Raw genomic sequence first — 21,414 nt, forward strand, 5'->3', positions numbered from 1 at the left:
CGGGGACAGCACGGAAGCGGAGAGGGAGCGGTCCGGCACGTCACGGGGGATGCGCAGGATGTTATCCGTACAAGTGAGCGTACGCGTCATACGTGACCCAATCTTTGGCGACACCGTCGTGGGAACTGTCCGGTCAGCGGGTTCCATTGGCCGCGAACTTCGCGACCGAGGCGACGTTCGCCTTCGTGACGAACGCGGGCCCGGTGAGCACGGGCGCCTCGCCGCCGCCGAGGGTGTTGCCGTTTTTGTGGTACAGCCAGAGCGAGTCCACCGCGAGATAGCCCTGGAGGTACGGCTGCTGGTCCACGGCGAACTGCACGTCGCCGCCCTGGACCGCCTTGACCAGGTCCGGGTTGAGATCGAACGTCGCGATGCGCGCCTTGGAGCGGGCCTGGTCGGCCGACTTCACCGCGGCCAGCGCGAACTGCGCGCCCATCGTGACCACTTCGTCGATGCCCCGGTCCTGCGCCAGCCGGGCCTCGACGGTCGCGGTCACCGCGTCCATGTCGGTGCCGTCCACGTAGAGGTTCTCGGTCTCGCCGTCGAACGCCTTCTTCACGCCGGCACAGCGTGCCTCCAGGGCGACGTTGCCGCGCTCGTGGATGACGCACAGCGCGTGCTTGGCCTTGAGGTCGTCCAGCTTGTCGCCGACGGCGCGGCCCGCGACGCTCTCGTCCTGGCCGAAGTACTCCAGCAGGCCCGCGGACTTCCATTCGTCTATACCGGAGTTGAGGCCGACCACGGGTATGCCGGCCGCCCGGGCCTCGGCGACGGGACCCGCCATCGCGGCCGGCTTGGCCAGGGTCACCGCGATGCCGTCGACCTTCTGCCGGATCGCGTCCCGCACCAGAGAGGCCTGGCCCGCCGGGTCGTTGTCATCGGCGTAGCTCAGCTCGACGCCGTCCTTGGCGGCCGCCACCCGCGCACCCTTGCGCACCAGCTCCCAGAAGGCGTCCCCCTCGCCGCCGTGGGTGATCAGGGCGACCTTCATCCGCGCGCCGCCCGCGGCGTCCGCGCCGGACGGCTCGTCGCCGCCGCCGACGGCGGAGCAGCCGGCCAGCAGCAGACAGGCGGCGGCAGAGAGAGCGGCGACGCGGGTGGGGACGGGGGAGGGGGGTGGAGTCTTCATGAGGGTGCGGCACCTCGCTGTGCGGCCGAGCCGGGGACGAACGAGAGCACGGCCGACCCGAACAGGGAGTTCGCCGACTCGATGAACTCTCGCTGTGGCGGAGCCAATCGCGTGTGACCATGGGTAGTCAAGTGTGCAACAACACCGCGTGAGTCGTTGCTGCCACATCGTGATGAACCGCTGGCCGGACGGCGAACCGGAACGAGGTGCGCCGTACCGCTTGCGCCCGCAAACCCGGTCAACCGGGCTCGCGCGCGACGGCCCCGCACTCGCCCGGCTCCGTGAGGTCCAGACCGGTGAAGGTTCCTACGGCGCGAGCGCGGCTTCCTTCCTGCGCTGCCGTCGGCTGCGCCGGGGTTCCTGATCCGGCAGCCAGCCGAACGTCAGACAGCTGCCGACCACACCCAGCAGCAGGCCCAGGAAGAACCCGCCCATATTCGATGTGACCCAGGTGCCGAGCGCGATCAGGACGCCGGTGATCGAGTAGAACAGCCGCTGTGCCGGGTTGAACAGCACCAGCAACCCCAGCAACACCATCAGTCCGGGCAGCAGATATCCGGCCACCCCCTGCATGCCGACATGCAGGACGACCTTCAGCGACGCCTTCATGGTGAGCAGGATCCATGCCCCGCCCAGGGCGAGCAGCAGCCCGCCCCAGAACGGCCGGTCGGCCCGCCAGCGGCGGAAGGCCGACCGGAAGCCCTTGTGCTCGCTCACTTCGGGCAACCTTCACTGCTGAAGCGGAGCTTCAGACCGGGAAGCTTGAACACCGCAGCCGTCGTGGCGTAGTTGGTCTGCCGCAGATTGGCGATGCGTACCTCGTCCGACTGCTGGCTGAAGACCCCGATGGGTCCCTTGGGTGCGTTGGCCCCGGCTTTGTCCAGGGTGCTCGCGTCGTTGCCGATCTCGATGTTGCGGAACGCCGCGTCACCCGACAGGTCGGTCGAGTCGGTGGTGAGATCCCTCGCGCTGACCTTCTTTTCCCCACCACCCGCGGTGATGAGCAGGTTCGTGCCGCCGAGATCGACGCTCTGACACAGCTTCGTGAGGGTCGCCTTCTTGATCACGGAGGTGACGACCAGCACCTGGCCGCCGGTGTCGCCCTCGTTGGGGCTGCCCGGCGCCATGTGGTCGAGGCCGCCGTACTGCTCGAAGCCCTCGCCTTTGAGCTCGCTCGCGGTGACCGTGAAGGGCATGCCGGAGATGGCGAACTGAACGCCCAGCGCGCCCTCGGCGGTGAGGACCGCGAGAGTGGCGGCGACCAGGGTGGCCGGCACCGCCATCACGGCGGCGCGGCGCGCCCGGACCCGACCGCGTCTCGCGGGGTCTTCGGGGGTTTCGGACGCTTCGGAAACGGAACCGCTTTCCGGGTTCTCGGACAAGGCCATAGAACTGCTCCCATGTGCAGAAAAGTGTGCGGGTAGGGCATCAGCGGCACGTTGTCCTGGCGCGGACAGCGCCCACGGCGCACGCCTCCTTGCAACTCCCGGCGGGTGCAAGGGCTTTCTCGTACTCCGCAGTAGCCAAGCCGGGAAGTTACCGGTGGTTACACTCGAGGGTCAAGGCAGTTGTGTAAAAAAGGTGTTGATTATGTGCCACCTGTGACTCGGGCGTCACCCGGAGCCTCGCAATGTCCCATGGCGAATATCAACTCCCCGCAAAATCCTTGACGTTGACGGACCCTCAGGTCTACAACTCTCCCTGGCTCCCCCCTGGATCCGTGGCGCCGGATCCGCCGTCACGCGGCCACTGCCCGCGTTCCCGGACCTGATGTCCTTCACATTTCCTTGAGTTCACTCCAAGGCGCCCGCACGGTCGCTTCCCCCTCGGCCCGTGCAGGACGCCCCCGCCGTTGCCGGTCCGTCACGTACGGAGAAGGCGTCACGGGCCGGCAACGGCACATCACCCCTGCAACGAAAGACGAGGTACACCCGCATGCGCACGCGCACCCTCCTCACCCTCGCCGGCACCGTCGCCGCCCTCACCCTCCCCATGGCCGGCCCCGCCTCGGCGGCCGACGGCGCCGTCCTCACCACCGGCTCCGTCGGTGGTACGGCCCTCGCGGCCGGCGAGGTCCTCACCGCGCCGCTGGCGAGCGGCACCGCCGCCACGTTCTACTCCAGCGCGACCGGGACGAGCGGTATCTCCTGCACGTCGTCGCAGTTCACGGCCACCGTGACGGACAACCCCTCAGCGCCCGGGGCCGCGACGGAGTCGGTCTCCGCGCACACCTTCGACGCCGCGAGCTGCACCACCAACGTGCTCGGCGTGCTCGGCGTCACCAGCATCACGGTCAACAACCTGCCGTACAGCGCGGCGGTGGCCTCCGACGGCACCGTCACCGTCACCCCGGCCGAGGGCTCCACCATCCAGACCACGGTCGTCCTGCGGACCCTGCTGGGCAGCATCAACTGCGTCTACCAGGCGCCCAGCCTGTCCGGCACGGCGAGCAACGACGACAACACCATCAACTTCAGCAGCGCTCAGTTCACCAAGGTCTCCGGCTCGGGCCTGTGCTTCGCCAACGGCTACTTCACCGCCAAGTACGCCCCGGTGACCAGCGGTGGCGAGGCGGTCTACGTCAACTGAAGCCCACCGCACCGGAGTTCACCTCCGACGCAACCGCAGCGCCAGGGCGGCGCCCCCGGTGAGCACCAGCACCGCGGCGGCGCCGCCCGCCAGCAGCGGCGTCGACGGCCCCGTGTCCGCGGCCCCGGTGGAAGCCACCGGAGCGCTGTCGCCCTGGGTGCGCGGGGTCCCGGCGCCCGCGGGCGTTGCGGCAGGGGGCGAGGGGTCGGCCGTGCGCCGCTCGCTCGCGCGCGGTTCGGTCGTCGGCGAAGGAGCCGCGGCCGTACGTTCGCTGTCGGCGCCCGCGCCGGGCGACGCCGTGCTCCCGCCGCCCCCGTTCCCGGCGCTCGCGCCTGCCGGGAACACCACGTCCGAGCACGAGTAGTACGTGTCCGGCGTGCTGCTGTTCTGCCAGATGGTGAACAGCACATGCCGCCCGGAGCGATCAGACGGCAGCTTCGCCCGGATCCGGTACGCCCCGTCCGTCAGCGCCGGGTCGGTCACTTCGGCGAACGGCTTCTCGGGAAGGTCGGACCAGGCCAGCGGCTTCGTCGGGTCGTAGCCGGGCTTGGTGAGATAGAGCCGGAAGGTGCCGGTGTGCGGGATCGTCGAGACGTACCGCATGGTCAGGGCGGCGCCCGGGGCCAGCCGGGTCGACGGCCAGTCGGCGCGGGCGAGATCGAGGCCCCGGTAGGCGGGCAGCCCGCCGCTGCACAGCATCCCGTCGGGGACGACCTGCCGGTCCCGGCCGTTCACCTGCGCGATCCGCAGATTGTCCCAGGCCGTGAAGGGCGCACCGTTCGACGCCACGGCGGCCCGGCACGCCGCCGACCCCGCGGCGCTGCCGCCGTCGGGGGAACAGGCGTACACCCTGCTCGTCGGATCCGTCGGCGCCCCGTGCGCCTGCGCCGGGCCCGCCGTCCCCACCGTGAACAGCAGCGGTGTGACGGCGGCGGCCGCCAGGGCGAAGCGGTGCGATCTCATCCAGGGCATCCGGGGCATCCGGAACGTCTCCTCGGCCGGCGCGGGAACGGTCCTCGTCCAGTACGGGGGACGGGAACGGCGCGTTCACCGACCGATAAAGCGGGCAGAGACCGTCATTACCGGTCAACCGCCCGACACAGAGGGGGGTGTTCCAGCCGGATCGAGGGTTTCCCCTGTATCCCGATGACCTTTTCTTTGCCTATCGTTCGACCACAGCCGACCCACAGGTAACCCCGAACGGGTCGTCGCTCGTGCCAGGCCGGCCACCGCACCCCGCACTTTCGATATACCCCCCGCCGCTTCGAGGACGAAGCGAAATCGTCCGCCGCTCCGCGCTGTCCGGAGTACGGCCGGTACACGAAAGGCACTCCCCTTGCGTACCTCCACATCTCTCAGACGGAACCTGATATCCGTCGCCGCGGTCTCCGCCGCGCTCTTCACGGCCGCCACCACCTCGGTCGCCGTGGCCCAGGACGCCCCCTCACAGGAGGCCGCCGTCCCGACGGCGCAGACCGAGGCCGCCCCCGGCACCCCGGCCGAGCGCCTCATCGTCGGCTACAAGTCCGGCGCCGTCGAGGCCAGGTCGGACAAGGCCGCCAAGGCCGACGCCGCCGCCAAGGGCGAGAAGGCCGGCGAGAACGTCGACTTCCAGCGCCGCCTCGGCTCCGGCGCCGCCCTCGTCGACCTGGGCGCGAAGCTCACCAAGGCGGACGTCGCCGACGTCGTCGCCGAGTACCAGGCCGACCCGCAGGTCGCCTACGTCGTGCCGGACCGGCTGAACAAGCCGCTGGCCACGCCCAACGACACCGAGTACGGCAAGCAGTGGGACCTGTTCGAGTCCACCGCCGGCATGAACGTGCCGGGTGCCTGGGACGTCGCCACCGGCAGCGGGGTGACCGTCGCCGTCATCGACACCGGCTATGTCAGCCACTCCGACCTCGGCGCGAACGTCGTCGCCGGCTACGACTTCATCTCGGACACCGCGGTCGCCAATGACGGCAACGGCCGTGACAGCAACCCGGCCGACCCGGGCGACTGGACCACGGCCAACGAGTGCCAGCCCGGCTGGACCGCCCAGTCCTCCTCCTGGCACGGCACCCACGTCGCGGGCACCATCGCGGCCGTCACCAACAACGGCAAGGGCGTCGCGGGCATCGCGCACGGCGCGAAGATCTCCCCGGTGCGCGTGCTCGGCAAGTGCGGCGGCTACGACTCCGACATCATCGACGCCATCACCTGGGCGTCCGGCGGCACGGTCTCCGGTGTCCCGGCGAACGCCAACGTCGCCAAGGTCATCAACATGAGCCTGGGCGGCGGCGGTTCCTGCACCACCGCGACCCAGAGCGCCATCAACGCCGCCGTGAACCGCGGCACCACGGTCGTCGTCGCGGCGGGCAACAGCAACGCCAACGCGGCCAACTACTCGCCGGCGAGCTGCAACAACGTCATCAGCGTGGCGGCCAGCGACCGCGAGGGTAACCGCTCGTACTACTCCAACTTCGGTTCGGTCGTCGACATCGCCGCTCCGGGCGGGGAGACGAACTCCGTCACAGGCAACGGCATCCTGTCCACGCTGAACTCCGGCGCCCAGGGGCCGTCCAGCGAGAACTACAAGTACTACCAGGGCACCAGCATGGCCGCCCCGCACATCGCGGGCCTCGCCGCGCTGATGAAGTCGGCGAACTCCTCGCTCACCCCGGCCCAGATCGAGTCCGCGATCAAGACCAACTCGCGTGCTCTCCCCGGCACCTGCTCGGGCGGCTGCGGCGCGGGCCTGGCGGACGCGGCCAAGACGGTGCAGGCGGTGAGCGGCGGCTCCGGCGGCTCCACGGGGGGCACCACCTTCACCAGCACCACCGCGGTCTCCATCCCGGACAACGGCTCCGCGATCGAGTCCCCGATCACCGTCAGCGGCCGCAGCGGCAACGCCCCCTCGGCCCTCCAGGTCGGCGTGGACATCACCCACACCTGGCGCGGTGACCTGGTCATCGACCTCGTCGCCCCGGACGGTTCGGCGTACCGCCTGAAGTCCGCCAGCTCCTCGGACTCCGCGGACAACGTCAACGCCACCTACACGGTGAACGCCTCCAGCGAGGCCGCCAACGGCACCTGGAAGCTGCGCGTCCAGGACGTCGCGGCGCAGGACACGGGTCGGCTCAACAGCTGGAAGCTGACCTTCTGAGCGGACGCGTACCACAAGCGGGCGGGCCGGCCGATGCGGATGGGGCATCGGCCGGCCCGCCGTCATGTGCTGCCGGGTGGCGCCCGGCGGACGCCATGGAAACCATCACTCCGGTCTGCGCCTGCACGCTCAGCGACGGGACAGGTCCAACTCCGCCCGCTCCGCGTCGCCCTCGTCGATGGTGATGTCGACGAGGGCCTGCAGCCTGCACGGCAAGCCAAGTCGAAACCTGCGCGCCCGGCGTACGCCGGGGCGATTCGGGCAGGGCCGGGCGACCCCAGCCCGCATTGAAAACAAACCGATCGCCTCGTACGCTAACGCTCGCGGCACGGGCAGCTCGCAGGTCTGTCAGCGCACATACGGGGGCCCAAGGAGGACACATGTCTTTTCCGCGCGTTCACCGGGCCTCGTCGGCGGAAACGTTTCTCACCGGTGTCACCAGCGCCGACACCCATCGGTTCACCGTTTTCGCCGAGTGGTCGCAGGCACATCGGTTACACGTGTCGGCAGACCGGTCGGGGTTCACCACCCGTCCCGAACCGCTGGATCGAGGCGGCCGCCCGGCCCGCCGTGACCTGGACAAGCGCGGCCGCCTACCGCCGACTTCGGGTGGCCGTACTCCAAGTCGATACCGAACATGCTGTTTTCTTCGGCCATTCACCGGACCATGTGCCCGGGATGCTCCTGCTGGAGGCCGCCCGCCAGGCGCCACCCGTCCAGAAAATGGAAGCGGATGCGAACGCCGGCGGCCCGTATGACGTACAAGTCTTGGGACGGCAGGGGGAGTCGACGGTGTGCGAGTGCGAGGTGGGCCCTGTGCGCGGGTGAGTTATCGTGTACAGGGAGTAAGAAACAAACGGCACGAGCCGTTCTTTTTCCGTCCTCAGGAGAAACAGCCGATGGCGAGGCAGTTACGCGCGGAACAGACCCGCACCACGATCCTCACGGCCGCAGCCGAGCTGTTCGACCGTCACGGCTATGAATCGACCAGCCTCAGCGACATCGTCGAGCATGCCCAGGTCACCAAGGGGGCGCTGTACTTCCACTTCGCCGCGAAGGAGGACCTGGCGCAGGCGATCATGGAAATGCAGTCCAGAGCCTCCCGGCAGGTGGCCAGCGAGATGGACGCCCGGGGCCACACCGCACTGGAGGCGCTGATACGCACGACGTTCGGCATCACCCGCCTCGCCGTCGAGGGCCCGGTCACCCGGGCCGGCCTGCGCCTGGCCACCGGGGGAGTGGTGATACGGCCGCCGCTGCGGCACCCCTTCACCGAGCTGCTGGACATCTCCACCCGCAAACTCCACGGCGCCGCCAGGGAGTCCGACATCCACCCGGACGTCGACGCCGACGCCGCGGCCCACGCCCTCGTCTGCTTCTTCGTCGGCACCCGAGTCGTCGGCCGCTCCCTCGAACCCGTCGCCCGCCAGCCCCGCAGGGTCGCCGAGATGTGGCACCTCATGATCCGCGGCCTGGTCCCCGTACCCCGCCGGGCCCGCTATCTCGCGCTCGCGACACAGTTGGAGCGGGAGATCCAGGCGGTGTTCTGAAAGTCCCGGGCGCCGTCGGTGCTGTGCGGGACGTTCAAAGCATCCCCTGGGCCGCATGACACGGGCGGTACCGTGAGGCGCATGCCCGAGAGGTCCGACACCCCGCCCGCGCCCGTGCTCCTCGGGAACGAACCCGGCTCGTTCCCGCACAGCGTGCTCGCCGAGCGGCATCCCGCGATCATCCGGCAGGTGCGGGAGGCCTTCCCGTACGACCCCGACCGGCACCGCGCCCTGGACGCGCTCCTCGCGAGCTGCACCAAGGGCGTGATCGAACCGCTCCCCGCCGACGCGCACGACCGGGACCGCTGGGCGGCATGGGGCACCGAGGAGTACACCGGCCGCTCCTGGTTCGACGTACCGTGGCTGTGGTCGGAGAGCTACTTCTACCGCCAACTTCTTGAAGCCGTCGGCTACTTCACGCCCGGACCCTGGCAGGGCATCGACCCCTTCCGCCCCTCCAAGCTGGCCGAACTCGACGCCCCGGAGACGGACGAGGAACTGTCCGCCCTCGACGCCCTCACCGACCGGCCCGCCGACGAACAGGACCGGGCGCTGCTGCACGGCTCGCTCTGGGGCAATCGCGCGGACCTCGGCTTCCGGCTGTCCGCCGCGCACGACGAGACCGCCTCCGACACCCCGCCCCTGGTGGCCGACGACAGCGCGACCCTGTGGTCCCTCCTGCCGCCCACCGGCTCGGCCACCCTGTGCCTGATCGCCGACAACGCGGGCCGCGAACTCGTCCCCGACCTGCTCCTCATCGCCCGTCTCCTCACCCAGGGGCGCGTCGCACGGGCCGTCCTGCACATCAAGCCGTATCCGTACTACGTCTCCGACGCCACCCACGCCGACGTCCTCGACGCCCTGCGCCGGCTCTCGGCGGCACCGGGTGCCGCCGCGACGTACGGCCACACGCTCTGGTCGGCGATGACGGACGGCCGCCTCACCGTCCGCGCGCACCCCTTCTCCAGTGCCCCGCTGCCGTACGCGGCCATGCCCGCCGACCTCCGCGCGGAGCTGGCCGACGCCACCCTCACCCTCGTCAAGGGCGACCTCAACTACCGCCGCCTCGTCGGCGACCGGCTCTGGCCACCGACCACACCGTTCACCGAGGTCACCGCCCACTTCCCCGGCCCGGTCGCCGCCCTGCGCACCCTGAAGTCCGATGTGATCACCGGCCTGGACGCCGGCACGGAGGCGGCGCTGGTGGCGGCGGAGGGCCAGAAGTGGCGGACCGGTGGAACGCATGCGCTGATCCAGGTGCGGAGGTGACCCGGGTGGTGGCCGGGCTCAGGTGATCCGCATCGGCAGCGACTTGATCCCGTTGATGAAGTTCGACAGCAGCCGCCTGGGCGGCCCCGCCGTGCGCAGTACGGGCAGCACCCGCACGGCCTCCCGGTAGAGCACCCGCAACTGCAGCCGGGCGAAGTGCGCGCCCAGACAGACGTGCGGGCCGTCGCCGAAGGACACCTGCGGATTGGGCGCGCGGGACAGGTCCAGTCGGTCCGGGCCGGCGAAGACGCGTTCGTCGCGGTTGGCGGAGGCGTGGAAGACGACGACCTTGTCACCCGCGCGGATGCGCCGCCCGGCCAGCTCCGTGTCCTCGGCGGCGGTGCGGCGGAAGGTGAGAACGGGAGGATGCCAGCGCAGCAACTCATCGACGGCCGGGGCGAGTTGGACGCGACCTTCGCGCAGGCGCGCGCACGCCTGCGGGTGCTCGGCCAGCGCCAGCAGCCCGCCCGGCGCCGCGCTGCGGACGGTGTCGTTGCCCGCGACGGTGAGCAGGAAGAAGAACATCTCCAGCTCCGGACCGGCGAGTTCGGCGTCGTGAGCCAGGGTGGTCATCACGTCGTCGGCGGGGTAGCGCCGCTTGTGGGCGGCCAGTTGGCCGGCGTAGTCGAACATGTCCCGCAGCATCGCGGGCGAGCGCGGATTGACCGGCCTGCCCTGGGCGTCCCGCACCTGGGGACCGGCCTCGTCGGGATCCTGGTAGCCGATGACCCGCCGCGTCCAGTGCAGCAGCAGCCCGCGGTCCGCCTCCGGCACGCCGAGCAGGTCGGCCAGGTTGAGCAGGGCGTAGTCGTCGGTCACGGCGGCGACCAGGTCCACGGTGCCGTCCCCCGTGCGGGCCGTGTCCAGGGCCTGCGCGAGGAGCGTGTGCGCCCGTGCCTCGGCGAGCCCGGCGAAACGGTCGACGCGGCCGGGAGTGAAGGCCCGGCTGACCAGCCGCCGCAGCCGGCCGTGTCCCGGCGGGTCCTGATTGAGCATCATGCGCCGGATGAACGGCAGGTCGTCCGGGTCGGGGTCGCGGATCTGGGTCGCGCCGATGTACGAGGAGTACGTCGCCGAGTCCTTGAGCACCCGCACGACGTCCGCGTGCCGGGTCACCGCCCAGAACCCCGGCCCGGCCGGCCAGCCCAGCACCTCGTGCTCGTCCTGCCGGGCCACGGGATGGTGGTCGCGCAGGACGCGGTAGGCGTCGTAGGGCACCCCGGTGGCGTACTGCCGGGGGTCGAAGACGTCGGGGACGGGGGGAGCGTCGTGGACGGTCACGTGACCAAGGTGACGTATATCGGTGAAGACCGACAGATCGGCGCGTCGGGTTGCTGTGCTGAGGGCCCGTGTTCAGGTGCTCCATGTCGTACTCCATGTGGTGATCATGACAAATTCTTGCTAGTCATGGCGGCATGCCGTTACGTCAATTGCGCTCGGGAACGAGGACTGCGGCGGCCGCCGCGGCCACCCTCATGCTGGTGGCGGTCACCGCTTGCGGCGACGACGGGGACTCCGCGTCCGGAGCCGACGGCCGGGAGACCGTACGGGTGGCGGCCCTGCCCCTGATCGACTGTGTCGCCCTGTATATCGCGCAGGACCGGGGCCTGTTCGAGAAGGAGGGGCTCGACGTCCGCATCCAGCAGATCCAGCAGAGCCTCCAGGCGCTGCCCGCCCTGGCCAAGGGCCAGATCGACATGGTCGCCAGCGCGAACTACGTGACCTATCTCCAGGCCCATGAGCAGGGCACCCTCGACATCCGGATCGTCGCCGAGGCGATCAGGGCGGCGCCGCGGATGATGGATGTGCTGGTCTCCGAGGACTCGGACATCAAGAGCATCGCCGACCTGGCGGGCAAGAAGCTCGCCGTCAACGTGCTGAACAACGTCCAGTCGCTCACCTTCAACGAGATCCTTCAGAGACAGGGCGTCGACCGGCCCGTCTACCGGGCGATCCCCTTCCCGCAGATGGGCGCGGCGCTCGACGAGGGACAGGTGGACGCCGTGCACGCGGTCGAGCCCTACGACAACGCCATCCAGCACGACCTGAACGCCAGGGTCCTCATCGACGGCTCGTCCCCGCCGGTGGAGTCGATCCCGCTGAGCGGCTACATCAGCACGAGCAAGTACGTGGGCGGCAACGGCGAGACGCTGGCCGCGTTCCGGCGGGCCCTCAAGGCGGCCGTGGAGATCGCGGAGAAGGACCCGTCCGTCGTCCGGGACATGCTGCCGACGTACACCAAGGTGACCGAGGAACAGGCCGAGTCGATCGACCTGCCCCTCTTCCCGCCCACCGTGGACGCCGCGCAGCTCACCCGGCTCACCGACCTGATGAAGAAGCAGGGGATGCTGAAGAAGCCGATCGACCCCGCGTCGTTGCAGCAGCACGGAGAGGCGGCCGCGTCGAACTCCCCGGCACTGCCCCCTTCATCGCGGCCGGCATCCGCATCTCGGCCGCGGTCGCCCTCATCCTGGCCGTCGCCACGGAGATCCTCTCCGGCTTCGGCGAGGGCCTGGGCATCTTCATCGCCCAGGCGGGCCTGGCGACCGACGGCACCCGGGATGCGCTGGCGGGGGTGGTGTGGGCGGGGGCTCTCGGGCTGGTCATCAACGGGGTGCTGGTGTGGGGGGAGCGGAGGTTGTTTCCGTGGACGCCGGGCCGGCGGGGCGCCGTGAGGTGAGGGGAGTCATGGAGTGAGGGCACTGGGCGGGCAGGTCGCTTCGGCCGGCCTGGTCGCGCGTACCGGCCGGCTGACCGTGCTTCATGCGGTGAGGAGGGCTGATGAACGGCTCTGACGCAGCCGCATCCGAGCCGCGGGGGGTGTCCGGCTCTGACGCAGCCGCATCCGAGCCGCGGGGGATGCCCGGCCCTGCCGAGGCCGACGCGTCCCGTGCCGGAGGGCGGCCTGTCGCGGCGCGGCAGGGCACGGCCACGCACCGCCGCTTCGTCTCCGTCCCGGTCGTCGTACGCCACGCTCTGCTCCGCTGGCTCGTGCTCGCTCTCGCCGTGGCCGTATGGCAGTGGGGTGCCGGTGCGCACGGCAGCGTGTACTTCCCGCCGCCCGCCGAGATCGCGCGGCACGCCGTCGATCTCTGGTTCTCGGGACCCGCCCGGCACGTCTTCCTCACCGAGGCGGCCGTCGGCGACGTCCTGCCCAGCCTCGGGCGGATGGCCGCCGGGTTCGCCGTCGCCGCCGTCGCCGGGATCGCGCTCGGTGTCGCGATCGGCCGCTCGCGGCGGGTGTACGCCCTGTGCGACCCGGTTCTGCAGTTCGCCCGCGCCGTGCCGCCGCCCGCGCTGGTCCCCGTGTTCGTCGTGATCTTCGACTTCGGTACGCCGATGCAGATCGCGTCGATCGTCTTCAGCGCCGTCTGGCCGGTGCTGATCAACACGGCCGAAGGCGCCCGCGACACCGACCCCCTGCGCGTCGAGGTCGCCGCCGTCCTGCGCCTCACCCCCGCCGAACGGCTCCGCTTCCTGATCCTCCCGTCCGCGCTGCCCCGCATCTTCGCCGGCCTGCGCCTGAGCCTGTCCCTCTCCCTCATCCTCATGGTGTTCTCGGAACTGCTCCCGGGCACCGCCAACGGCATCGGCTTCACCCTCACCGACGCCCAGTCCCGCTCCGACCTGCTCACCGTCTGGGCGGCACTGGTCCTGCTGGGCGCCCTCGGCTACCTCCTCAACACGGGCCTGCTGGCGGTCGAGAAGCGACTCGTGGGCAGGGAGAGGACGACGACCACATGACCCCCACACCCCGTACCACCACCGTCCAGGGACAGCCATGCTCCGCCTAGCCGCGGTCGGCAGGCACTACGGCGACCACCAGGTCCTGCACGACATCACCCTCACCGTGCCCGACGGCCAACTCCTGTGTGTCGTGGGCCCGTCCGGCTGCGGCAAGTCCACCCTCCTGCGCACTATCGCGGGACTGCTGCCCGGCTACGACGGCACGATCACGCTGGACGACACCCCAGTACGGGGCGTCCCCGACAACCTGGCCGTGGTCTTCCAGGACTACGCCCGCTCCCTCTATCCCTGGCTCACGGTCCGCGAGAACGTGGCCCTCCCGCTGCGCCGCCGGGGTCTGCCGCGAGCGGAACGCCGCGCCGAGGCCGACCGCATCCTGGCCCGCGTCGGCCTCACCGACACCGCGCGCCGCCACTCCTGGCAGCTCTCCGGCGGTATGCAGCAACGCGTGGCGATCGCCCGCGCCCTGGTCTGCCGCCCCTCCCTGCTCCTCATGGACGAACCCTTCGGCTCCCTGGACGCCCAGACCCGCGAGGACCTGGAGGACCTGCTCCTGGAGGTCCACCGCACGGACGGCGCGACGATCGTCTTCGTCACCCATGACATCGACGAGAGCGTGTACCTGGGCGACCGAGTCGTCGTCCTCTCCCCGGGACCGGGCGCCAAGGTCGTCCTGGACCTGCCGGTGGAACTCCCCGGCACCCGGGACCAGATCACGACCCGGGGCTCGGCGGAGTTCGTCGCGCTGCGATCGGAGGTGGGACGGGCGGTACGCAACAGATGACAGCCCTCAGCCCAGCCACACGTCCTGCCACACCATCCGATGGTCGGACGTCGGCACCGTCACCCCGTCCCCCACCAGCCGGTACAGCGGGTCCCCGGACGTCGGCCAGAAGACACCGTTCGCACCCGGTATCAGCCCCTTGGACGGCAGCACGTAGTCGACCCGCAGATTTCCGGGCGCGTTGTCGCCGAAGTCGGAGGTGTCGTACGCAGGATCCCCGAGGTGCGAGCCATTGGCGCCGCCCTGGAGCCTCGCGGCCTCCACCCCGCCCGCACTCGCCGGCGCGGCGGCCGGAGCGTTCACCGCCGGATGGTCGAGCAACTGCACGATCGCGTGGTCGTAACTGTCACCGTCATACGGATCGGCGTTGTTGTCACCCGCGATCACGAACCGCGCCCCGGCCCGCAGCCCACCGCGCCGGCCCTTGTCGTCGTAGAGGTACGAGCTGCGCCGCCGCCCGCCGACGTAGTCGGCCCACAGCCGGATCTCGTCATGGTTGCGCCGCCCGTTGCGGTCCTCGGCGCCGTCGAAGGTGGGCGGCGTCGGGTGCGAGACCAGGAAGTGCACGGTGTCGCGCCCGATGCACACCGGCACGTCCCAGTGGCTCTTCGAGGACAGCCGCAGGATCGCGCGGGCCTCGTCGCTGTAGTAGTCCGGCGGCATGATGTGGCCCGGCATGTCCTTCCACAGGAAGCGCTGGAAGGTGCGCACCGCGCGCGTGTCGATCGGGTACTTCGACAGCACGACCATGCCGTACTGCCCCGGGAACCAGCCATAGCCGTAGGCGTCCTGGGCGTACGCGTCCGACCCCGGCGTCGTGACCGCGCCGTTCTTGCCGTCGAGGTCCACGCCGGTGGCTACGCCCGTGTTCACCGGGCCGGTGAAGTGGTACGGGAAGCGGACCGGCTCGGCGCCGTTGTGCCCGACGGCCAGGTAGTTGCGCAGGAACAGGCGGACCGCTCTGCCCCGCTCGTCGTAGTCGAACTCGTTGATCAGCAGGACGTCCGGGTCGACCCGCTGGATGGTCTCGGCGACGTTGCGCGCCTGGGCGTTGTCCGGCGTGGACAGATCGGCGATCAGCGCGCCCTGGGCGGAGCGGTTCAGCGAGGCGTTGAAGGTGGCGAACCGGACGGACCGGCGGCCGTGCCGCTCGGTCGCCGAGGCCGGGAACGCCGCGGTGGTGGCCAGCGCCGCTCCGGCGAGGGAGGCCAGCGCCGTGCGACGGGAGAGAGATCCGGTGGGGTTCATCGCTACTCCGGTGCGGGAGGGGACACAGAGCCGGAAGAAGTCTGCGCGCGTAGAGATGAACGCCACAAGCCCCCGCGAGAACTCCCGGATTCACCCCGCATTCACGCGATGGTGTGATCATGTCCCGCACCGCGGATGCCCGTCGGGGGCCGGGGGTAGGGCCCGGCCATGACGCAGCAGCCCTTCGAACTCCCGCACTTCTACATGCCGTATCCCGCGCGGCTGAACCCGCATGTCGACGAGGCCCGCGCCCATTCGACCGAGTGGGCGCGCGAGATGGGCATGCTGGAGGGATCCGGGATCTGGGAGCAGGCCGATCTGGACGCGCATGACTACGGTCTGCTCTGCGCCTACACCCATCCCGAATGCGACGGCCCCGCCCTGTCCCTGATCACCGACTGGTACGTGTGGGTCTTCTTCTTCGACGACCACTTCCTGGAGACCTTCAAGCGCACCCAGGACCGCGCCGGCGGCAAGGCCTATCTCGACCGGCTGCCGCTGTTCATGCCGATGGACCTGGCGACGCCGATGCCGGAACCGCAGAACCCGGTCGAGGCGGGCCTCGCCGACCTGTGGACGCGCACGGTGCCCAAGATGTCCGCCGACTGGCGCCGCCGTTTCGCCGTGGCGACCGAGCATCTCCTCAACGAGTCCCTGTGGGAACTGTCCAACATCAACGAAGGCCGCGTCGCCAACCCCGTCGAGTACATCGAGATGCGCCGCAAGGTGGGCGGCGCCCCCTGGTCGTCGGGCCTGGTGGAGTACGCGACCGCCGAAGTCCCCGCGTCCGTCGCCGAGTCCAGGCCGCTCAGGGTGCTGATGGAGACGTTCTCCGACGCCGTGCACCTGCGCAACGACCTGTTCTCCTACCAGCGCGAGGTCGAGGACGAGGGCGAACTCAGCAACGGCGTCCTGGTGCTGGAGAAGTTCTTCGGCTGCACCACCCAGGAGGCCGCCGACACCGTCAACGACGTCCTCACCTCCCGGCTCCACCAGTTCGAGCACACCGCCTTCACCGAAGTACCCGCCGTCGCGCTGGAGAAGGGCCTCACCCCCGAGGAGGTGGCGGCGGTCGCCGCGTACACCCAGGGGCTGCAGGACTGGCAGTCCGGCGGCCACGAATGGCACCTGCGCTCCAGCCGGTACATGAACGAGCGCGCCGAGCCCACCACGCCCTGGCGAGGCCCGTCCGGAGCCGGCACCTCCGCCGCCGACGTCGGCGCCCTGCTCGCCGCGGCCGGCGCCGAACGCCTGCGCGCCTACACGCACGTGCCGTACCAGAAGGTCGGCCCGTCCCTGCTCCCCGACTTCCACATGCCCTTCGAGGTCGAGCTGAGTCCGCACCTCGCCGCCGCCCGAGGGCGCCTGACGGAGTGGATGCACCGCATGGGCATGCTCCAGGAGGGCGTGTGGGACGAGGACAAACTCGCCGCCTACGACCTTGCGCTGTGCTCGGCCGGTCTGGACCCCGACGCGACCCCCGAGGCCCTCGACCTCAGCGCCCAGTGGCTCGCCTGGGGCACCTACGGCGACGACTACTACCCCCTCGTCTTCGGCCACCGCCGCGACCTGGCCGCCGCCCGGCTCACCACCCGGCGACTGTCGGACTGCATGCCCCTCGACGGCGAGCCGGCACTGATCCCCGCCAACGGCATGGAACGCGGCCTGGTCGACCTGTGGGCGCGCACCACGGCCGAGATGACCGAGCAGGAGCGGCGCACCCTGAAGGACGCGGTGGACGTCATGACCGAGAGCTGGGTGTGGGAGCTGTCCAACCAGCTCCAGAACCGCATCCCCGACCCGGTCGACTATCTGGAGATGCGCCGCGAGACCTTCGGCGCCGACCTCACTCTCAGCCTCTGCCGCATGGGCCACGGCCCCGCCGTACCGCCGGAGGTGTACCGCAGCGGGCCCGTCCGCTCACTGGAGAACGCCGCGGTCGACTACGCCTGCCTCCTCAACGACGTCTTCTCGTACCAGAAGGAGATCGAGTACGAGGGCGAGATCCACAACGCGATCCTCGTCGTGCAGAACTTCTTCGGCATCGACTACCCGACCGCGCTGGAGGTCGTCCACGACCTGATGACCCAGCGCATGCAGCAGTTCGAGCATGTCGCCGCGCACGAACTGCCCATCGTGTACGAGGACTTCGGGCTCTCGGAAGAGGCTCGGGAGATCATGGGGAACTATGTGGTCGACCTCCAGAACTGGATGGCGGGCATCCTGAACTGGCACCGGACGGTCCTCCGCTACCAGGCCGAGTACCTGGCCCGCCGGGCCCACGGTTTCCTGCCGGACCGCGCGCCCGCCGTGCCCGCCCTCATCTGACCTCCCGCACCCGCGCCGCGGTCTTGTCGGCGAGTTCCCGGACGCCCCGCGCGGCGTTCTCCGAGAGCTCGCCGAGTATCGCGTCGGCGGCCGTGAGGAGCGCGCGGGCCTCGTCGGCGAGGCCCGCGTCGGCCAGGGCGCGGGTGAGCAGGTAGTGCTCCTCGGCGATGAAGCGGCCCAGGTTCACGTTCCGCCAATGGCGCAGCGAGTCGTCTCCCGGGGTGTCCAGGGCGTCCCGCACGGCGGCCAGGCTTCTCACGGCCTCGCACAGCAGGCCCGACTCTCGCTCCAGACGGGCCTGGGTGTGCCGGGCCGAGACCCGGTCCCACGTCGTCTCCTGAAGCGCGGCGTACAGACGGTGGGCGCGCAGCGCCTGTGGCAGGTCGCCGAGTCTCTCGAAGTCATGGGCGAGCGCGCTCAAAGGGGCCGTGGCCAGCGCGTGTGGCGCGTCGGGGCGGCGGAGTCCGCTCTGGTCCAAGACGATCTCGTCGAGTTCGCGGATCAGCGTCACCCGGGCCAGCTCGGTCATGCCCTGGTCGTAGGCCAGGTCGGTCCAGGTGCTCACCGGCTCGTCCGAGGGGTCCGTGCCGAACAGCACGTCGTCGAGCTCCCGCGCCCACTCCCGCAGCTTCTCCCCGGCCGCACCTGGTTCCGGCATTCCGCCGAGGCCGCACGCGGTGTCGAAGTCCGTCTCCCGCACCTCGTGCAGCAGAGGCAGATCCTCCGGGTCCCCGCGCAACCCCACCAGTACGGTGGCCAGGCGCAGTTCGTCCGTCATCGAGGACTTCGTCTCGTGCCGCAGCAGATGCCGCAGCAGCTCCAGATCGCCCTCGGCACGGTCGAACTGCGCGGCCCGCAGGGCGAGTCGGCGCCGTACGGCGTCCTCGGCCAGCTCCTCCCACGCCGTGCGGTCGCCGGCCCGCAGCCGGGCGAGGTCGGCGTGGCCGCTCGCGAGCACCGGCTCCCACAGGGGCGGGCGCGGGTAGGTGTCGAGCAGTCGATAGGCGCTGTGCTCCAGGTCGTTCAGCAGGACGAAGTCGGGCTCGGTGCGCAGGAGCGCGGCCCGGAGCATGGCTTCGAGCTGCGCGGGAGAGCGCTCCGGAAAGCCCAGCGCGGCGCGCAGTTCGGCCCGTGCCCGGTTGAGTTCACCCCGCTGTTCGTGCCCCTCCTCGTCGTCCTCGACCTCCGCCAGACCGATCCTGATCTCCAGTGCCTCGTCGACGCTGGAGCCGATGATCCCGGCCGAGCCCTCCGAGTCGGCGTACAGCACCGAGCCGTCCGCGCACACGAAGTACGTGCCGCCCGTGTCGTCCCCGGCCACCACCTCGAGGGGTCCGCCCGAGGCGAGGCGGACCGACTCGACATGGCCATGGGCGGCACGGGAGATGTCGAAGTCGAAGGGGAACGCCGCCAGTTCGGCCAGACGCGGGTTCTCTCGGAGCAGCCGCAGCGCGTGATCGGTCATGTCACAGAACGTAACAGCCCTCACTGACAGCGGACTTCCCCCCTCCGGATGCCGTTTCCGAAACTTTTCGTGCGGAACGGGACATTCAGGGAACTTCGCCGGTGCGCCGGGAGTCTTCTGGGGTGAAGGGGAACAGACGACGAGAACACACGGGGGTGTTCGACCTTGACCGACATCATCGAGAGGCTCACGGACAGCGACACCAAGGCCGAGACGAAGGAGCAGCCGCTCGGCACCGGCGAGCTCACGCCGTACGCGGCCCCGCTGCCCGTCCCGCCCGTCCTGCGCCCGGCCTCCGACGACGTCCTGCGCGAGACCGAGATCGCGTTACGCCCGACCTGGGTGCGCCTGCACCCGCAGTTGCCGCCGACCCTGATGTGGGGCTACGACGGCCAGGTGCCCGGCCCCACCATCGAGGTGCGGCGCGGACAGCGCGTGCGCATCGCCTGGACCAACCGCATTCCCCAGGACAGCGAGTACCCGGTCACCGCGGTCGAGGTGCCGCTGCGCACGGACGGCCGCCCGCAGGCCGGCACCGAGCCCGGCCGCGAGGGCGTCGAGCCCGACAAGGACGTCGCCGCCCTGCCCGCCTGGACGGTCACCCACCTGCACGGCGCCCAGACGGGCGGCGGCAACGACGGCTGGGCGGACAACGCGGTCGGCTTCGGCGACGCCCAGCTCTCCGAGTACCCGAACGACCACCAGGCGGTGCAGTGGTGGTACCACGACCACGCGATGAACATCACCCGGTGGAACGTGATGACGGGCCTGTACGGCACCTACCTCGTCCGTGACGACGAGGAGGACGCCCTCCACCTGCCCTGCGGGGAGCGGGAGATCCCGCTGCTGCTCGCCGACCGCAACCTCGACACCGACGAGGACGGCCGGCTCAACGGGCGGCTGCTGCACAAGACGGTGATCGTCCAGCAGGAGAACCCGGAGACGGGCAAGCCGGTCTCCCTCCCGTTCACCGGCCCGTACACCACGGTCAACGGCCGCATCTGGCCGTACGCCGACGTGGACCCCGCCTGGTACCGCTTCCGGCTGGTCAACGCGTCCAACGCGCGCACCTTCGACCTCGTCCTGATCGACGAGGACGACAACCCGGTGCCGGGCATCGTCCATCAGATCGGCAGCGACGGCGGGCTGCTGCCGCGCCCGGTCCCGATCGACTTCGAGGGCGCGCTGCCCACGCTGACCGCGGCGCCGGCCATGGGGGTGCCCCCACGCCCTTAAGGCAGTGGGGGAGCTTCGACCTGCTCGTCGACTTCCGCGGGCTCGCCGGCCGGCGGCTCCGCCTGGTCAACAAGGGCGGCAACCAGCCGCCGGGCGTGCCGGACCCGGCCGGTGACGTGCGCTATCCGGCGGTCGTGGAGTTCCGGGTCGGGGAGCGGTGCGAGGAGGACACCTTCGAACTGCCCGAGGTGCTCTCCGGCTCCTTCCGCCGGCTGACGCACGACATCGAGCACGGCCACCGCCTGATCGTGCTCACCCCGCCTGCCACCAAGGGCGGCGGCGGCCATCCCGAGATGTGGGAGATGACGGAGGTCGAGGACCCGGGCGACATCCAGGTCCCCACCGACGGCGTCATCCAGGTCACCGGACCGGACGGGAGGACCAGGACCTACCGGCGCATCGCCCGCACGTTCAACGACGGCCTGGGCTTCACCATCGCCGAGGGCAGCCACGAGCAGTGGAGCTTCCTCAACCTCGCGCCGATCGTCCACCCCATGCACATCCACCTGGCCGACTTCCAGCTCCTGGGCCGGGACGCCTACGACGTCTCCGGCTTCGACCCGGCGATCGGCGGCACCCGCGGCCCGATCCGTCACGACGCGGGCACCACGATCCCGCTCGCGCCCAACGAACTCGGCCACAAGGACGTCTTCCGGGTGCCGGGGAACCAGATGCTGCGCGTGATGGGCAGGTTCGACGGCGCCTACGGCCGGTTCATGTACCACTGCCACCTCCTCGAGCACGAGGACATGGGCATGATGCGGCCGTTCGTCGTCATGCCGGCTCAGGCACTGAAGTTCGACCACGGCGGTGGGCACGGCGGCCATGGCCAGGGCCGCACAGGCTGACGTACGCGCGCGTGGTCCACCGGTCAGTCTCACTCGTTCGTGGCTCGTTGTGCGCCGGTGCGCAGGGTAGTCACCA

General features: G+C 70.5%; 16 protein-coding genes and 1 pseudogene. 10 read left to right on the forward strand and 7 right to left on the reverse strand.

What is annotated here, in order from left to right:
* Nucleotides 1-133: 133 nt before the first annotated feature.
* The 3 genes from ACP4J3_RS42770 to ACP4J3_RS42780 form a co-directional block, all read right to left on the reverse strand.
* Nucleotides 134-1,129 (reverse strand): substrate-binding domain-containing protein, encoded by a 996-nt coding sequence (locus tag ACP4J3_RS42770; RefSeq protein WP_426542263.1) that lies wholly within the window; start codon nucleotides 1,127-1,129, stop codon nucleotides 134-136.
* Between the two features lie 306 nt (nucleotides 1,130-1,435).
* A complete protein-coding gene (locus tag ACP4J3_RS42775; protein WP_426542265.1) occupies nucleotides 1,436-1,846 on the reverse strand; it encodes a DUF6114 domain-containing protein in 411 nt (136 codons plus the stop codon).
* Nucleotides 1,843-2,517 carry a DUF6230 family protein gene (locus tag ACP4J3_RS42780; protein ID WP_426542267.1) on the reverse strand — a complete coding sequence of 225 codons (675 nt, stop codon included), beginning with the start codon at nucleotides 2,515-2,517 and terminating at the stop codon, nucleotides 1,843-1,845. The genes ACP4J3_RS42775 and ACP4J3_RS42780 overlap by 4 nt, the downstream gene beginning before the upstream one ends.
* A gap of 547 nt (nucleotides 2,518-3,064) precedes the next feature.
* On the opposite strand from ACP4J3_RS42780, the gene ACP4J3_RS42785 reads away from it, so the two are divergent.
* Nucleotides 3,065-3,718 carry a Tat pathway signal sequence domain protein gene (locus tag ACP4J3_RS42785; RefSeq protein ID WP_426542269.1) on the forward strand — a complete coding sequence of 218 codons (654 nt, stop codon included), beginning with the start codon at nucleotides 3,065-3,067 and terminating at the stop codon, nucleotides 3,716-3,718.
* An 18-nt stretch (nucleotides 3,719-3,736) separates the two neighbouring features.
* On the opposite strand, the gene ACP4J3_RS42790 is transcribed toward ACP4J3_RS42785, so the two are convergent.
* Nucleotides 3,737-4,690 carry a lytic polysaccharide monooxygenase auxiliary activity family 9 protein gene (locus ACP4J3_RS42790; RefSeq protein ID WP_426542325.1) on the reverse strand — a complete coding sequence of 318 codons (954 nt, stop codon included), beginning with the start codon at nucleotides 4,688-4,690 and terminating at the stop codon, nucleotides 3,737-3,739.
* A 364-nt stretch (nucleotides 4,691-5,054) separates the two neighbouring features.
* Between ACP4J3_RS42790 and ACP4J3_RS42795 the strand changes: the two genes are divergently transcribed.
* The 4 genes from ACP4J3_RS42795 (at nucleotide 5,055) to ACP4J3_RS42810 (ending at nucleotide 9,682) form a co-directional block, all read left to right on the forward strand.
* The gene (locus ACP4J3_RS42795) at nucleotides 5,055-6,863 is read left to right on the forward strand and encodes a S8 family peptidase (protein ID WP_426542271.1); all 1,809 of its coding nucleotides are present in this window, start codon (nucleotides 5,055-5,057) and stop codon (nucleotides 6,861-6,863) included.
* Nucleotides 6,864-7,472: 609 nt separating this feature from the next.
* On the forward strand, nucleotides 7,473-7,691 hold the full coding sequence (locus ACP4J3_RS42800; protein ID WP_426542327.1) for an AfsA-related hotdog domain-containing protein: 219 nt from the start codon (nucleotides 7,473-7,475) through the stop codon (nucleotides 7,689-7,691).
* Nucleotides 7,692-7,762: 71 nt separating this feature from the next.
* Complete coding sequence (locus tag ACP4J3_RS42805) at nucleotides 7,763-8,413, forward strand: ScbR family autoregulator-binding transcription factor (RefSeq protein ID WP_426542273.1); 651 nt, start codon at nucleotides 7,763-7,765, stop codon at nucleotides 8,411-8,413.
* Nucleotides 8,414-8,494: 81 nt separating this feature from the next.
* On the forward strand, nucleotides 8,495-9,682 hold the full coding sequence (locus ACP4J3_RS42810) for a damage-control phosphatase ARMT1 family protein (RefSeq protein WP_426542275.1): 1,188 nt from the start codon (nucleotides 8,495-8,497) through the stop codon (nucleotides 9,680-9,682).
* An 18-nt stretch (nucleotides 9,683-9,700) separates the two neighbouring features.
* Here ACP4J3_RS42810 and ACP4J3_RS42815 read toward each other — a convergent pair whose 3' ends face one another.
* A complete protein-coding gene (locus ACP4J3_RS42815) occupies nucleotides 9,701-10,963 on the reverse strand; it encodes a cytochrome P450 (protein ID WP_426542277.1) in 1,263 nt (420 codons plus the stop codon).
* A 200-nt stretch (nucleotides 10,964-11,163) separates the two neighbouring features.
* Between ACP4J3_RS42815 and ACP4J3_RS42820 the strand changes: the two genes are divergently transcribed.
* From ACP4J3_RS42820 to ACP4J3_RS42830, 3 genes are all read left to right on the forward strand, one after another.
* Nucleotides 11,164-12,357 (forward strand): ABC transporter substrate-binding protein, encoded by a 1,194-nt coding sequence (locus ACP4J3_RS42820; RefSeq protein ID WP_426542279.1) that lies wholly within the window; start codon nucleotides 11,164-11,166, stop codon nucleotides 12,355-12,357.
* Nucleotides 12,358-12,541: 184 nt separating this feature from the next.
* Nucleotides 12,542-13,426 (forward strand): ABC transporter permease, encoded by an 885-nt coding sequence (locus ACP4J3_RS42825; RefSeq protein WP_426542281.1) that lies wholly within the window; start codon nucleotides 12,542-12,544, stop codon nucleotides 13,424-13,426.
* 37 nt (nucleotides 13,427-13,463) lie between these two features.
* Entirely contained in the window at nucleotides 13,464-14,213 is a 750-nt protein-coding gene (locus tag ACP4J3_RS42830; RefSeq protein WP_426542283.1) for an ABC transporter ATP-binding protein, read from the forward strand.
* Nucleotides 14,214-14,219: 6 nt separating this feature from the next.
* Here the strand turns inward: ACP4J3_RS42830 and ACP4J3_RS42835 are convergent, their stop codons facing one another.
* Nucleotides 14,220-15,461 (reverse strand): endonuclease/exonuclease/phosphatase family protein, encoded by a 1,242-nt coding sequence (locus tag ACP4J3_RS42835; protein ID WP_426542285.1) that lies wholly within the window; start codon nucleotides 15,459-15,461, stop codon nucleotides 14,220-14,222.
* Between the two features lie 168 nt (nucleotides 15,462-15,629).
* On the opposite strand from ACP4J3_RS42835, the gene cyc2 reads away from it, so the two are divergent.
* Nucleotides 15,630-17,789 carry a germacradienol/geosmin synthase Cyc2 gene (gene cyc2, locus ACP4J3_RS42840; protein ID WP_426542287.1) on the forward strand — a complete coding sequence of 720 codons (2,160 nt, stop codon included), beginning with the start codon at nucleotides 15,630-15,632 and terminating at the stop codon, nucleotides 17,787-17,789.
* Here the strand turns inward: cyc2 and ACP4J3_RS42845 are convergent.
* On the reverse strand, nucleotides 17,782-19,254 hold the full coding sequence (locus ACP4J3_RS42845; protein ID WP_426542289.1) for a hypothetical protein: 1,473 nt from the start codon (nucleotides 19,252-19,254) through the stop codon (nucleotides 17,782-17,784). The two genes, cyc2 and ACP4J3_RS42845, sit on opposite strands and share 8 nt — an antisense overlap.
* A 165-nt stretch (nucleotides 19,255-19,419) precedes the next feature.
* Between ACP4J3_RS42845 and phsA the strand changes: the two are divergent.
* Nucleotides 19,420-21,338 (forward strand): annotated as a pseudogene (phsA, locus tag ACP4J3_RS42850) (O-aminophenol oxidase PhsA).
* The last annotated feature ends 76 nt before the right edge of the window (nucleotides 21,339-21,414 follow it).

This window comes from Streptomyces sp. UG1 (assembly GCF_049974585.1).
In the GTDB taxonomy this organism is placed as follows: Bacteria; Actinomycetota; Actinomycetes; order Streptomycetales; family Streptomycetaceae; genus Streptomyces.